Below are 13,211 nucleotides of genomic sequence, written 5' to 3'. Positions count from 1 at the left end.
CGTGCTTCTAGCACCGCGGACTCGCAGCTTGCCATCCACCCCTCTCACCCTAGAGTTTATTCCTAGATCAAGACACAAGCGGGCTTGCTCGCGAATGCACCACCTCGGTTCCGATGGCAGCGCTGCAAAAATCAGCGTCACCAAAACCTCCAGCTCCCGCCGATCTTCACGCAATCCCACCCGGCTCATTGCATCACCTCCACATCAAACTCCAACGGCTTGGCCGATTTCTGCCCGATCCCGTACCAGTCCAGTTTGCGCGTCAGCACCATGAACACCCCGAGCAGACCGAACAGCATCAGCGAGCCCATCAGCAGCGCGTAATCCTCAGCGCTCAGCAATCCATAAAGCAGGCCATACAACGCCGCCAGCCCGGCCGAAAAACTCAGGCCATGCCGCGCGCTGCGCAGGACGTGGCTGACATAAAACCCGATCAACAACACACAGCCACTCGCCGATAGCAGATACGCCAGAGCAAAACCGATGTGTTCCGACAGCGACAACAACAGCAGGTAAAAGAACGCCAGCGCGACACCGACCAAGGCATATTGCACCGGGTGCACCGCCAGGCTCTTGAGCACTTCGAAGAGGAAGAAACCGGCGAACGTGAGGACGATGAACAGCAGCGCGTATTTGATCGCCCGGTCGCTCTTGAGGTACTGATCCACCGGGTCGATGAAGCTCACACCAAAGCTGCGCCCGTTGAGTGCGTCACAATCGCCGGCGACACAGCGCTCCATTGCCTCTTGCAGGTTGGTTGAGAAAAACGAGGTCTGCCAATCGGCGCTGAAGCCCTGATTGTTGATCTCGCGCTTGGCCGGCAGGAAGTTGCCGACGAAGCTGGGGTGCGGCCAGTTGGCGGCGAGGCTGACGCTGCTGGTCTTGCCCACCGGCACCACGCGCAGCGAGCCGGTGCCTTGCAGGCGCAGGTCGAAGCCGAAGGTCAGCTGCGTGGCTTTGCTGGCGTCGAGTGCCGGTAGCGTCACGTGTACGCCCTCACCAATCCACGCCACTTCGCTGCCGGGTACGAAGTCCAGTTGCTGGCCGCCGAGCTCGAGTTTCAGCGCGTTTTCGATGCCGCGAATATCGCTGATACCCACGGCGAGGAACGGTGCGTCGAACTGGTAATCGGCAAAGTTTTCCTTGATGCCCAACTGCGCCGGCAGGGAAAAATGCCCGTCGATGCGGTTATCGGCGTGAAACAGTCGCGCCTCGTAAATGCCGCGTTTGCGCAGCTCGGTCTGGACTTGGCCGTCGAGTTCGAAATGCTCGGGGAGAAAGTACAAGCGCCCGCGGGCTTCGCTGATGTCCTCGTAGCGTTTGTTGGTTTTTTCGTTGGTTTTCCAGGTGCGCACGACCTTGCGATACGGCACCACCATGACCGGCCCGGTCAGTTGCTGGCTGTAACTGGAGCTGCGCGCGATGTCTTCGAGCACGCCGTCGCGCAATTGCTGACGCTCATCGATGATGCCGTCGATCAGCAGCAGCGGGATCAGCAACAGCAGGATCAGCAAGGCGATGGCGCCGAGCTTGATGGTCAGATTCTTGTTCATGGGACTCTCCCTGTTTGGATGCGGGGAGTCTGGTGATGCGGTGTGGAGGGAATGTGCGGGGAATATGGAGATTGTGTGGAAAGATCAAAAGATCGCAGCCTTCGGCAGCTCCTACAGTTGTACCGTATTCCAAATGTAGGAGCTGCCGAAGGCTGCGATCTTTTGGCTATCTCAAGGCAGGCGCAATACCACCTCAACCCCGCCCCCGACATTGCCAATGCGCATCCCGCCACCATGCAACTTCACCACTTCTTCGACAAAATTGAGCCCCAACCCGGTGCTCTTGCGTCCGCTGTCCGGGCGCGGCAGTGAGTAGAAACGCTCGGTCAGGCGCGGCAAGGCGTAATCGGGGATCGGCGTGGTCTGGTTGAACAGGCGGAACTCGATCTGCTCGCCAACCCGCTCGGCACTCAAGCGCAACAACCCTTGCGCCGGGGTGAAATCCAGCGCGTTTTCCAGCAGATTGCCCAGCGCCTGACGCAGCAGAAACGGCTCACCAAGCAACAGCAGATCCTCACCGATCGCTTGCTCGACACCCAGTCGCTTGGCCTCGATCCGTGCTGCCTGCGCCTTGAGCAGTTCTGCGACCAACAGCGCCAGCGGCACTGCCACCCGTTCTTCCAAGCCTTGGCGTTGCTCGACCTGCGCCAGATTGAGCAGGCGCTCGATCAACTGCTGCATCCGTGCGCTTTCGCTGTCGATATTGCTGACAAAGCGCAAACGCTGCACGGCCGGCATTTCACTTTGCAGTAACTCCGCCGCACCACGAATCGCCGCCAGCGGACTCTTCAATTCATGGGTCAAGGTGTGCACATAGCGCTCGACGTAGGCTTTGCCTTCGAGCTGCGTGCGCATCTGCTCGACCGCCGTCGCCAGTTGCTCCAGTTCGCCGCCACGATAATGCGGCACTTCCACGCGTCGGCCTTCGCTGACCGCTTGGGCATAGCCGGTCAAGCGGTGCAGCGCACGACTCAGCCACCACGACAACAACGCGCCGAACAACAGACCGAGGCCGATCAGCCCGGCGCCGTAAAACAGTAAACGCCGCTCGGTGCGATCGACATAGGGTTGCAGCGAGCTATTGGGCTTGGCCACGGTGACCGCGCCGATGATCTTGCCGTTGTCACGAATCGGCGCGCCGACGTGCATCACCGAGGAGTTCGGATCGTCAGGATCGCTGCGGCTGGAGCGCGCGCCATACTCGCCGCGCAGGGTCAGGTAGACATCGTTCCAGCGCGAATAATCCTGGCCGACCGCGACGCCGCTGGAGTCGAGCACGACAATGCCCTTGGCGTCGGTGACGTAGATGCGATGGTTGACCTGATTCTTCGGCAAACCCCAGATCGTCGCTTGCGGCTGGCGCTCGCCATAGGCGCGGAGCAATTGCGGCCAGCGATTCTCGCTGAGGGTGCCGGCCTTGAAATCGTCGCGCAGGATTTCTGCCATCAGGTTGGCGGTATCCACCAGCGTCTCTTCGGTGGACTGACGCACGCCAGGGCGAATTTCTTCCATCACCGTGTTGAGGACGAAATAACCGGTCAGGCCGACAAACAGCACATACACCAGAAAGATCCGCAGACCCAACGACATCAGCTGTGCCCCGGGCTGTAACTGTAACCCAGGCCGCGATGGGTCTGGATCGGCTCGGCTTCGGCGCGCACCAGGCGCAACTTGGCGCGCACGCTTTTGATGTGACTGTCGATGCTGCGCTCGTAGCCGGCATCGGCGGCTACGCCGAGGGCATCAAGCAGTTGCTCGCGACTGAATACCCGCTCGGGTTGCTCAAGCAGGCATTGCAACAGACGAAATTCATGGCGGGTCAGGCTCAGCGGCTGGCCGCGATAGCTGATCTGCACGCGTTCGACATCGATGCGAAATAGCGTTGAGCCTGCTTCCGGGGTTGGGCGCGGCGCCATGCGCTTGAGGATGGCTTTGACCCGCGCGGCCACTTCACGCGGGCTGAACGGCTTGACCACGTAATCGTCGGCACCGATCTCAAGACCCACCACGCGGTCGATCTCGGCGTCGCGGGCGCTGAGAAACAGCACTGGCACTTCAGTGAAGCGCCGCAGCTGCTTGCAGGTTTCGAAGCCACTGATGTCCGGCAGACCGATATCGAGAATGATCAGGTCGGCCGGGGTTTGCCGCTGATGCTCCAGCGCCGCTGCGCCGAGGTTCAGCCACGTGGTGCTGAACCCCTCGCCCTGCAAGGCAAAAATCAGTGTGTCGGCAATCGCCGCTTCGTCTTCGACAATCAGGATGTGCGGCATGGCGTCCGAGCCCGTGGCAGTTAGTGCGCGAACGGTGCCCCAAGCCCGGGGTTACGTCAATCAGACCACTTAGCAGTCAGGCTTGTCGGCGGTGTAGCGCCGCGCCGGATTGACCGCCGCGCCGAACTCGCGCAAAGCCTTGGCACCGATCAGCAGCGGGTAGTTGAAGTGGCTGCGGTCGGTCAGATTGACCTCGACGGTGCGCTTGACGTTGCCCAGGCACAATTCCAGATCCACCACCGGGCGCTTGGCGACCTCGCTGGTGTCGCGCTCTTCGTCATCTTCATCGGAGCGGCTCTTGATCTTGCTGATGCGCGCGACCTTATGTTCGAAGACCTTGTTGCTGGCATTTTTGGTGGCGAGGCGGAAACGCACCCAGTCTTCGCCATCGCGGGTGAAGGTTTCGATGTCCTTGGCCGACAGCGAGGCGGTCAGCGCGCCGGTGTCCATCTTGGCCTTGAGCACTTCGCCACCGATTTCCGGCAGCGCGATGTATTCGTAGCGACCGTACAGCGTCGGCTCGGCGGCCATGACCGGCAGCGCGACAAGGGCAAACAGAGCAAGGAGGGATTTCACGTAAGGGGCTTCCTTGGGAGGTTGGGCAACGGGATTTTAGACCGCCGCGCGGTTGATCGTTCCCACGCTCTGCGTGGGAATGCATCCTGTGACGCTCTGCGTCATAGGGGACGCGGAGCGTCCCGGGCGGCGTTACCACGCAGAGCGTGGGAACGATCAGGTTAACGGGACTGAAGTGAAACATTCGTCAGCGCCGATTTGGCCTGCCGCGCGAAGCTGCTTATCATGGCCCGCCCCTGACATTTAATAGAGTTGCTTATGCGCCGCCTGCTCACCGGCTGTTTCGTCACCCTGCTGCTGTTGCTCAACACCCTGATCCTGATCGGGCCACTGATGGTGTTCGCCCTGCTCAAACTGGTCGCACCCGGGCGCTGGCGTGACTGTGCATCCGGGGCGGTGATGTGGATTGCCGAGACCTGGGCCGAAATCGACAAGCTGATCTTTCAGCTGTGTATCCCGACGCAGTGGGACATACGCGGCGGCGACGATCTGCGCCGCGACACGTCCTATCTGGTGGTCAGCAACCATCAGTCGTGGGTCGACATTCCGGCGCTGATCCAGACCCTCAACCGGCGCACGCCGTTCTTCAAATTCTTTCTGAAAAAAGAGCTGATCTGGGTGCCGTTCCTGGGCCTGGCGTGGTGGGCGCTGGATTACCCGTTCATGAAGCGCTACACCAAAGCCTTTCTGGCGAAGAACCCGGAACTGGCGGGCAAGGATCTGGAGATCACCAAAGCGGCGTGCGAGCTGTTCAAGCGCCAGCCCGTGACAGTGGTCAATTATCTGGAGGGCACCCGCTACACCCTGGCGAAAAGCACGCAGCAGGCATCGCCGTTCAACCACCTGCTCAAACCCAAGGCCGGTGGCGTGGCGTTTGTGCTGGCGGCAATGGGCGAACAGCTCGACGCGATGCTCGATGTGACGGTGGTGTATCCGCAGGAGAAAATTCCGGGCTTCTGGGACCTGATCAGCGGCAACGTGCCACGCGTGATCATCGACATCCGCACCCGCGAACTCGACCCCTCGCTGTGGCAGGGCGATTACGAGAAGGATCCGGCGTTTCGTCTGCGCGTCCAGAACTGGGTCAACCAGCTCTGGACCGAGAAGGATCAGCGCATCGTCGCGTTGCGCAACGAGCGCCGCTGACTCAGCTGCCGGTGCCGGTGCCCCAGATGTTGCCCAGGCTGCTCAACAGCGAACCGCCGACGCCCTGCTGACCCAAGTACTGCAACAGCACCGGGGCAAACTGGCCGATCATGCCAGTGTCCATGCCCAGCGCGCTGAACGCGTTGTTGAGGTCGTTGCTGTCTTTGACATTGCCCAACGCATTCTCAAGGCCAGCAGACTTGCCGGACGAACCGAGCAACGCCCCGAGCGCCGCCAGATTGCCGCTGCCACCGGACAACTTGTCGATGCCCGGCACTTCCTTGGCCAGTTGCGAGTAGTCGGTGCTGCTCAATTGATTCTTCGCCAGACCCAGCATCGCACTGGTGCCGCCCACCGCTTGCTCTGGTGTCACGTCCAGCGCACTCAGGGCACTGAGCAGACCGGCGGTCTCCGAGGTCGGCGCAGCCGCCGCGGCCTTGTCGCCACCCTGCATGCCCGACACCGCACCGGCCACGTCATTCAGGCTGAAACCGGCAAATACCGGCCCCGCTGCCAGGGTCAGGAGCGATGCCAGGGCAAAACCGCGTGAAATCTTCATTCAGACATCCTCTTGGGGAAAAGCTGCCACCGGGTAACGGCGACGAAACTGGCGGTTTGACCGGGGATCGGGTGGCATGTTCCGGGTTGCAGATCCATTTTCAGCTACGATCCGTCGAGAAAATGTGAAAAGCACGACAATAAAAAACGGCGACCCTCGGGTCGCCGTCTTCTGTTGCGGTAAGACCTTACGCCGCGCTGAACAACTTGTGCGGGTCGATCACAAACTTCTTCGGCACACCGGCATCGAACTCGCCGTAGCCTTCCGGCGCCTGATCGAGGCTGATGACCTGCACGCCGACCACTTCGGCGATGTTGATGCGATCCCACATGATCGCCTGCATCAACTGGCGGTTGTACTTCATCACTGGCGTTTGCCCAGTGTGGAAGCTGTGGGATTTGGCCCAGCCCAGACCGAAGCGGATGCTCAGGCTGCCCATTTTCGCGGCGGCGTCGACGGCGCCCGGATCTTCGGTGACGTAAAGGCCGGGGATACCGATCTTGCCGGCCACGCGTACCACGCCCATCAGCGAGTTGAGCACCGTGGCCGGGGCTTCGGCCTTGACGCCGTCGTGGCCGTGGCCGCGTGCTTCGAAACCGACGCAGTCCACCGCGCAGTCGACTTCCGACTCGCCCAGCAGTGCAGCGATCTGTTCGTGCAGCGGAGTGTCCTTGGACAGGTCGACGATTTCAAAACCCTGGGCTTTGGCGTGAGCCAGGCGGATGGTGTTGACGTCGCCGACGATCACTACCGCCGCGCCGAGCAGACGTGCCGAAGCGGCAGCAGCCAGACCGACCGGACCGGCGCCGGCGATGTACACGGAGCTGCCCGGGCCAACGCCAGCAGTGACGGCGCCGTGGTAACCGGTCGGGAGGATGTCGGAGAGGCAGGTCAGGTCGCGGATTTTCTCCATGGCCTTGTCGCGGTCCGGAAGTTTCAGCAGGTTGAAGTCGGCGTACGGCACCAGCACGTATTCGGCCTGGCCGCCGGTCCAATCGCCCATGTCGACGTAACCGTAAGCGCCACCGGCACGGGCCGGGTTGACGGTCAGACAGACGCCGGTGTGTTGCTCCTTGCAGGAACGGCAGCGCCCGCAAGCCACGTTGAACGGCACGGAAACCAGATCGCCGATTTTCAGGTTTTCGACGTCAGAGCCCTTTTCGATCACCTCACCGGTGATCTCGTGGCCCAGCACCAGACCGGTCTGCGCCGTGGTCCGGCCGCGCACCATGTGCTGGTCGGAGCCGCAAATGTTGGTGGAGACCACTTTGAGGATGACCCCGTGTTCGATCTTGCGACCGCGCGGATCCTGCATTTTCGGATAGTCGATTTTCTGTACTTCGACCTTGCCAGCGCCGAGATACACCACACCACGATTGCCAGACATGCTTTCACCTCGCTGTTGTTTTTATGGAACTGCGTTGCCCCGGTTGGGCAGCGCGTTGAGTGCTCGGTAAATCAAAAGATCGCAGCCTTCGGCAGCTCCTACATGGATCGCATCCCCCTGTAGGAGCTGCCGAAGGCTGCGATCTTTTGGCGATCTAGAGAACGACGGTTCTGTTGGCGTTCAGGAACACCCGTCTTTCGATGTGATACCCAACCGCCCGCGCCAGCGTCAGGCCTTCGATATCGCGCCCCTTGGCGATCAGATCCTCGGGGTAATGACTGTGATCCACCGCCTCGACGCCCTGAGCAATGATCGGCCCTTCATCCAGATCGTTATTGATGTAATGCGCCGTCGCGCCGACCAGTTTCACGCCTTTGTTGTAAGCCTGGTGATACGGTTTGGCGCCCTTGAAGCCCGGCAGCAGCGAGTGATGAATGTTGATCGCCTTGCCATCGAGCTTGCGGCACAGCTCCGGCGACAGCACCTGCATGTAGCGAGCGAGGATCACCAGTTCGGCACCGGCTTCTTCGATCACCTGCCAGACCTGACGCTCCTGCGCCGGTTTGTCGTTGGGGTCGAGAGGGAAATGGTAGTAGGGAATCTGGTGCCAGTCGGCCAGCGGCTTGAGATCCGGATGGTTGGACACCACCGCCGCCACGTCCATCGACAACTGGCCGATGCGCTGGCGGTAGAGCAAGTCGTTGAGGCAGTGATCAGCCTTGGAGACCATGATCACCACTTTCGGCCGGTAGTTCGGTGCGGTCAGCTCAAACAGCATGCCGAACGCTTGCCCGCGCTCGGCCAAGCCTTCGCGGAAGGACTGCTCGTCGAAGCCGTCCGGCTGGCGGAATTCGACGCGAATGAAGAAGCGCCCCGAGAGGCGGTCATCGAACGAGTGATGCTCGGTGACGTAGCAGCCCTGCTCGAACAGAAAACGCGTGACCGCGTCCACCGTGCCGAGGACGCTGGGGCAGTCGGCGGTCAGAATCCATGTGTCTGGGGCGCGGCTCATATTTTTTCCTCTGATCGTTCCCACGCTCTGCGTGGGAACGCCGCCATGGACGCTCTGCGTCCGCTCTTGGGACGCGGAGCGTCCCGGGATGCATTCCCACGCGGAGCGTGGGAACGATCATCATCAGGCCTGAACGCTAAGGCCGTACTCGGCCGAAGCATCCTGCAACCACAACCACCAGTAATCCGAGAAGCTGCGACGGATCAGCAACTCCCAGGTGTCTTCGGCCGTGTGTCGAATCATCAGCTGCGACTTGGCGAACACCGTGCCCACCGCTTTACCGACCGGGAAGTTGTTCGGGTGCACGTCATAGCTGGTGGATTTCATCAGCACCTGACGCACGTTCGGTCCGCTCAGTTCGAGGATCTGCTGGCCGCCGCTGACGTTCACGATAGCAATGTGCAGATCACCCAGCGCTTCGCGCAGTTTCTGCTCGGCGGCGAATTCTTCGCCGCTTGGCACGATCAGCAGCCACTCGTCCGGGCCCATCCATTGCAGGCTGGTTTCGCCTTTGACGATCACGCTCAGAGCGCCGGGCAATTCAATGCCAAGCGCTTTGTGCACACCGGCCGCGAACGCCGCGTCGTGGCCATCGCCACGAATGGTCAGGTGGCCGAGGAGTTTTTTCTCACGCACGATCACGCCGGCGTTTTTGCGGCCCTTGCCGACCAGGCTGGCGAGGTCGGCATGGTGCAGCGACGACTCGGCACGGGCACCGGTAGTCGGGCGTTGTTGGTAAACATTGGCTGTGGTCATAAAGCACCTTCTGAATTCTGTTGGTTCCGGCCCTTGTGGTGGCGGTACCGCCGCCTTCGCGAGCAAGCCCGCTCCCACATTTGACCGCATTCCCCTGTGGGAGCGGGCTTGCTCGCGAATAGCCGCCCGCCCACCGCTCCCGGGGGCTGTCAGATGTTCTGCCGCTCACCCTTCGGATCGAAGAACACCGAAGAAACGATTTCCGCCTCGATCACGCTGCCATCGGCCAGCGGAGCGAACACCCGCTCGCCCAGGCGCTTGAGACCGCCCTTGACCACACCCATGGCAAACGAATAACCGAGGGAGTTGTGTGCGTAGCTGGAGGTCACGTGGCCGACCATGGTCATCGGGATCGCCTGCTTGGTGTTGAACACCAGTTGCGCACCTTCCGGCAGCCATTTGGTCGGATCGATCGGTTTCAGCCCCACCAGTTGCTTACGCTGATCACGCACGCAATCTTCACGGTTCATCCCACGCTGGCCGATCCATGAGAACGGTTTGGTGCGCCCCACACACCAGCCCATGTTCAGGTCGTCCGGGGTCATCGAGCCATCGGTGTCCTGGCCGACGATGATGAAACCCTTCTCGGCCCGCAGCACGTGCATGGTTTCGGTGCCGTACGGCGTCAGGTTGTACTGCTTGCCGGCCTCGACGATTTTCTCCAGCACGCCCATCGCATAATCGGCCTGGACGTTGACTTCGTACGACAACTCACCGGTGAACGAGATACGGAACACCCGCGCCGGCACATCGCCGACCATGCCTTCTTTCCAGGTCATGAACGGGAACGCTTCGTTGCTCAGATCGATGTCGGTCACGGTGCTGAGCAGCTTGCGGCTGTTCGGCCCGGAGAGGGTCATGGTCGCCCAGTGGTCGGTGACCGAGGTGAAGTACACCTTCAAGTCCGGCCATTCAGTCTGGTGGTACAGCTCCAGCCACTGCAGTACGCGGGCAGCGCCGCCGGTGGTGGTGGTCATGACGAAATGGTTGTCGGCCAGACACGCCGTGACACCGTCGTCGAAGACCATGCCGTCTTCCTTGCACATCAAACCGTAACGCGCCTTGCCCACGTCGAGCTTGGTCCAGGCGTTGGTGTACACGCGGTTGAGGAATTCGCGGGCATCCGGGCCTTGAATGTCGATCTTGCCGAGGGTCGAGGCATCGAGCAGGCCGACGCTGTCGCGCACGGCTTTGCATTCGCGCTTGACCGCCGCGTGCAGGTCTTCACCGTTTTTCGGGAAGTACCATGGACGCTTCCACTGACCGACGTCTTCAAACTCGGCGCCGTTCTTCACGTGCCAGGCATGCAGTGCGGTGTAGCGCACCGGTTCGAAGATGTGCCCGCAATGCCGACCGGCCACGGCGCCGAAGGTCACCGGCGTGTAGTTCGGACGGAACATGGTGGTGCCCATCTGCGGGATCGTCACGTTCAAGGAACGTGCGGCAATCGCCAGACCGTTGACGTTGCCGAGCTTGCCCTGATCGGTGCCGAAGCCCAGCGCGGTGTAGCGTTTGACGTGCTCGACCGACTCGAACCCTTCGCGGGTCGCCAGTTCGATGCCGCCGGCAGTGACGTCGTTCTGGAAGTCTACAAATTGCTTCGGGGCACGCGCCGAATTCTTCTCGTGCGGCACCTGAAACAGCGCCAGGGTCGGCTCTTCAAGACGGCTGAGCGCTTTCGGCAACACGCCTTCAACCGTCTGGAAACCGGCTTCGGCAGCAGCGCGCACGCCACCTTCAAAACCGTCGGCCAGCGAATCGCCAAGCGCGTAAACGCCATTGACGCCACCGACGCACACGCGTTTCTGCGGTGCTTCGCCCGGTACGAAACCGAGAATGTCTTCACGCCAGACCGGTTTGCCACCGAGGTGCGACGCCAGGTGAACCACCGGGCTGTAACCGCCGGAGCTGGCCACCAGATCGCAATCGAGCCATTCACCCGGACTGGTCACGGCGTGGGCCTTTACGTCAATCGCGGCGACGCGGGCGGCGGTCACGCGCTTGCTGCCGCGCACCTCGATGACGGCGCTGCCGGTGAGAATGCGAATGCCTTTGGCACGCGCTTCTTCCACCAGCGCACCACGCGGGTTGCTGCGCGCATCGGCGATGGCGACCACTTGCAGACTGGCATCGAGCCAATCCAGAGCGACGCGATAGGCGTGATCGTTGTTGGTCGACAGCACCAGTTTTTTGCCCGGCGCTACGCCATAGCGACGCACGTAAGTCGACACCGCACCAGCGAGCATGTTGCCCGGCACATCGTTGTTGCCATAAACAAGAGGACGCTCATGCGCACCGGTCGCCAGCACCACACGCTTGGCGCGCACGCGGTGGATGCGCTGACGCACCTGGCCGATCGGCGCACGGTCACCGAGGTGATCGGTGAGGCGCTCGTGAATGGTCAGGAAGTTATGGTCGTGGTAACCATTGACCGTGGCGCGCGGCAAGAGCAGCACGTCCGGGGTGTTCTTCAGCTCGGCGAGGACGCTGGCGACCCACTCCATCGCCGGTTTGCCGTCGAGGCTTTCGCGCGAGTCGAGCAGGCTGCCGCCGAACTCTTCCTGCTCATCGGCCAGAATCACCCGGGCACCGCTGCGCGCAGCGGCCAGGGCAGCGGCGAGACCGGCCGGGCCGGCACCGACGATCAGCACGTCGCAGTGCTGGTTCATGTAGTCGTAGGTGTCTGGATCGTTCTCGGTCGGCGAACGGCCGAGGCCGGCAGCCTTGCGGATGTACTTCTCGTAGGTCATCCAGAACGATTGCGGGTACATGAAGGTTTTGTAGTAGAAACCCGGCGGCATCAGCTTGCCGCCGACCTTGCCGAGAATCCCCATCATGTCGTTGTTGACGCTCGGCCAGCCGTTGGTGCTGGTCGCGACCAGACCTTGGTACAACGCCTGTTGCGTGGCGCGCACGTTGGGAATCTGCGTGGCTTCGGTGGCGCCGATCTGCAGCACGGCGTTCGGCTCTTCGGAACCGGCGGCGAAGATGCCGCGAGGACGCGAATACTTGAAGCTGCGGCCGATGATATCGACGCCGTTGGCGATCAGTGCGGCGGCCAGCGAGTCGCCTTCATAGCCTTTGTAGGTCTGGCCGTTGAAGGTGAAGCTCAGCACTTTGTTGCGGTCGATCCGTCCACCGTTGGACAGGCGATTGGTCTGGCTCATACCTTCTCTCCCAGCGCCGTCGTGGCTGTTTTTGCAGCGCCAGCCTTGTCGGTGAATTGCGGCTTCTCGCCGATCTTGTAGCTCTCGAGAATCTCGTAGGTCACGGTATCGCGAGTGACGTTGAAGTACTGGCGGCAACCGGCGACGTGGTCCCACAGCTCGTGGTGCAACCCGCGTGGGTTGTCACGGAAGAACATGTAGTCGCCCCACTCCTCGTCGGTGCAGGCGTTCGGATCCAGTGGACGCGGGATATGCGCCTGGCCGGATGCATGGAATTCCTCTTCGGAGCGCAGTTCGCCGCAGTGAGGACAGAAGATGTGCAACATAGGGATTTCTCCTGTTAGTGGGCGACGGCAGCAGCGCCGTGTTCGTCGATCAGTGCACCGTTGTGGAAACGGTCGATGGAAAACGGTGCGGCCAGTGGGTGCATTTCACCCTTGGCCAGGCTTGCAGCGAAGACGTTGCCCGAGCCCGGGGTGGCCTTGAAGCCACCGGTGCCCCAACCGCAGTTGAAGAACATGTTCGGCACCGGGGTCTTGGAGATGATCGGGCAGGCGTCCGGGGTGGTGTCGACGATGCCGCCCCACTGACGGTTCATGCGCACGCGGGACAACACCGGGAACATCTCGACGATGGCCTGGACCGTGTGTTCGATCACCGGGTACGAGCCACGCTGGCCGTAGCCGTTGTAGCCGTCGATACAGGCTCCGATCTCCTTTTATCATTTGTCTTTCTGGCTGTTGTTTACGTGATAGTCGTTTGATTTTATCTTTTTGTGTATAATT

11 protein-coding genes and 1 pseudogene are annotated in these 13,211 nt (G+C 61.5%); 1 reads left to right on the top strand and 11 read right to left on the bottom strand.

Annotation, left to right across the window (positions count from 1 at the left end; genetic code table 11):
* Positions 1-185 precede the first annotated feature (185 nt).
* From creD to ACIGDJ_RS19200, 4 genes are all read right to left on the bottom strand, one after another.
* Positions 186-1,553, bottom strand: a complete 1,368-nt coding sequence (creD, locus tag ACIGDJ_RS19215) for a cell envelope integrity protein CreD (RefSeq protein WP_101160998.1) — start codon at positions 1,551-1,553, stop codon at positions 186-188.
* 171 nt (positions 1,554-1,724) lie between these two features.
* Entirely contained in the window at positions 1,725-3,143 is a 1,419-nt protein-coding gene (gene creC / locus ACIGDJ_RS19210) for a two-component system sensor histidine kinase CreC (protein ID WP_397478607.1), read from the bottom strand.
* Positions 3,143-3,823 (bottom strand): two-component system response regulator CreB, encoded by a 681-nt coding sequence (gene creB, locus ACIGDJ_RS19205; RefSeq protein ID WP_397478608.1) that lies wholly within the window; start codon positions 3,821-3,823, stop codon positions 3,143-3,145. Before creB ends, creC begins: the two co-directional genes overlap by 1 nt.
* A 69-nt stretch (positions 3,824-3,892) precedes the next feature.
* On the bottom strand, positions 3,893-4,399 hold the full coding sequence (locus ACIGDJ_RS19200) for an ATP-dependent zinc protease (protein WP_101161008.1): 507 nt from the start codon (positions 4,397-4,399) through the stop codon (positions 3,893-3,895).
* Between the two features lie 258 nt (positions 4,400-4,657).
* Here ACIGDJ_RS19200 and ACIGDJ_RS19195 point away from each other — a divergent pair, with 258 nt between their 5' ends.
* Positions 4,658-5,545 (top strand): acyltransferase, encoded by an 888-nt coding sequence (locus ACIGDJ_RS19195; RefSeq protein WP_101161012.1) that lies wholly within the window; start codon positions 4,658-4,660, stop codon positions 5,543-5,545.
* 1 nt (position 5,546) lies between these two features.
* Here ACIGDJ_RS19195 and ACIGDJ_RS19190 read toward each other — a convergent pair whose 3' ends face one another.
* The 7 genes and pseudogenes from ACIGDJ_RS19190 to ACIGDJ_RS19160 all read right to left on the bottom strand — a co-directional run.
* Positions 5,547-6,104: a DUF2780 domain-containing protein gene (locus ACIGDJ_RS19190; protein WP_101161015.1), complete on the bottom strand. Its 558-nt coding sequence runs from the start codon at positions 6,102-6,104 to the stop codon at positions 5,547-5,549.
* A gap of 187 nt (positions 6,105-6,291) precedes the next feature.
* On the bottom strand, positions 6,292-7,491 hold the full coding sequence (gene fdhA / locus ACIGDJ_RS19185; RefSeq protein ID WP_397478609.1) for a formaldehyde dehydrogenase, glutathione-independent: 1,200 nt from the start codon (positions 7,489-7,491) through the stop codon (positions 6,292-6,294).
* Positions 7,492-7,645: 154 nt separating this feature from the next.
* Complete coding sequence (purU, locus tag ACIGDJ_RS19180) at positions 7,646-8,503, bottom strand: formyltetrahydrofolate deformylase (RefSeq protein WP_101161020.1); 858 nt, start codon at positions 8,501-8,503, stop codon at positions 7,646-7,648.
* A gap of 123 nt (positions 8,504-8,626) precedes the next feature.
* Complete coding sequence (locus tag ACIGDJ_RS19175) at positions 8,627-9,259, bottom strand: sarcosine oxidase subunit gamma (protein WP_016772832.1); 633 nt, start codon at positions 9,257-9,259, stop codon at positions 8,627-8,629.
* 149 nt (positions 9,260-9,408) lie between these two features.
* Positions 9,409-12,426, bottom strand: coding sequence for a sarcosine oxidase subunit alpha (locus ACIGDJ_RS19170; protein ID WP_397478610.1), 3,018 nt, complete (start codon positions 12,424-12,426; stop codon positions 9,409-9,411).
* A complete protein-coding gene (locus ACIGDJ_RS19165; RefSeq protein ID WP_041476749.1) occupies positions 12,423-12,752 on the bottom strand; it encodes a sarcosine oxidase subunit delta in 330 nt (109 codons plus the stop codon). The genes ACIGDJ_RS19170 and ACIGDJ_RS19165 overlap by 4 nt, the downstream gene beginning before the upstream one ends.
* Before the next feature lie 14 nt (positions 12,753-12,766).
* Positions 12,767-13,138: pseudogene (locus ACIGDJ_RS19160) on the bottom strand (FAD-dependent oxidoreductase); the annotation flags it as partial.
* Between the last annotated feature and the right edge of the window lie 73 nt (positions 13,139-13,211).

It is taken from the genome of Pseudomonas sp. NPDC079367 (assembly GCF_044542195.1).
Classification (GTDB): Bacteria; Pseudomonadota; Gammaproteobacteria; order Pseudomonadales; family Pseudomonadaceae; genus Aquipseudomonas.
This window is presented reverse-complemented; position numbering and strand designations above follow the sequence as displayed.

What these genes read in the sequence shown, in the direction of transcription:
- creC (WP_397478607.1), bottom strand. Translation starts at nt 3,143, where the DNA reads ATGTCGTTGGGTCTGCGGATCTTTCTGGTGTATGTGCTGTTTGTCGGC.
- creD (WP_101160998.1), bottom strand. Translation starts at nt 1,553, where the DNA reads ATGAACAAGAATCTGACCATCAAGCTCGGCGCCATCGCCTTGCTGATC.
- ACIGDJ_RS19190 (WP_101161015.1), bottom strand. Translation starts at nt 6,104, where the DNA reads ATGAAGATTTCACGCGGTTTTGCCCTGGCATCGCTCCTGACCCTGGCA.
- fdhA (WP_397478609.1), bottom strand. Translation starts at nt 7,491, where the DNA reads ATGTCTGGCAATCGTGGTGTGGTGTATCTCGGCGCTGGCAAGGTCGAA.
- ACIGDJ_RS19175 (WP_016772832.1), bottom strand. Translation starts at nt 9,259, where the DNA reads ATGACCACAGCCAATGTTTACCAACAACGCCCGACTACCGGTGCCCGT.
- creB (WP_397478608.1), bottom strand. Translation starts at nt 3,823, where the DNA reads ATGCCGCACATCCTGATTGTCGAAGACGAAGCGGCGATTGCCGACACA.
- ACIGDJ_RS19195 (WP_101161012.1), top strand. Translation starts at nt 4,658, where the DNA reads ATGCGCCGCCTGCTCACCGGCTGTTTCGTCACCCTGCTGCTGTTGCTC.
- ACIGDJ_RS19165 (WP_041476749.1), bottom strand. Translation starts at nt 12,752, where the DNA reads ATGTTGCACATCTTCTGTCCTCACTGCGGCGAACTGCGCTCCGAAGAG.
- purU (WP_101161020.1), bottom strand. Translation starts at nt 8,503, where the DNA reads ATGAGCCGCGCCCCAGACACATGGATTCTGACCGCCGACTGCCCCAGC.
- ACIGDJ_RS19170 (WP_397478610.1), bottom strand. Translation starts at nt 12,426, where the DNA reads ATGAGCCAGACCAATCGCCTGTCCAACGGTGGACGGATCGACCGCAAC.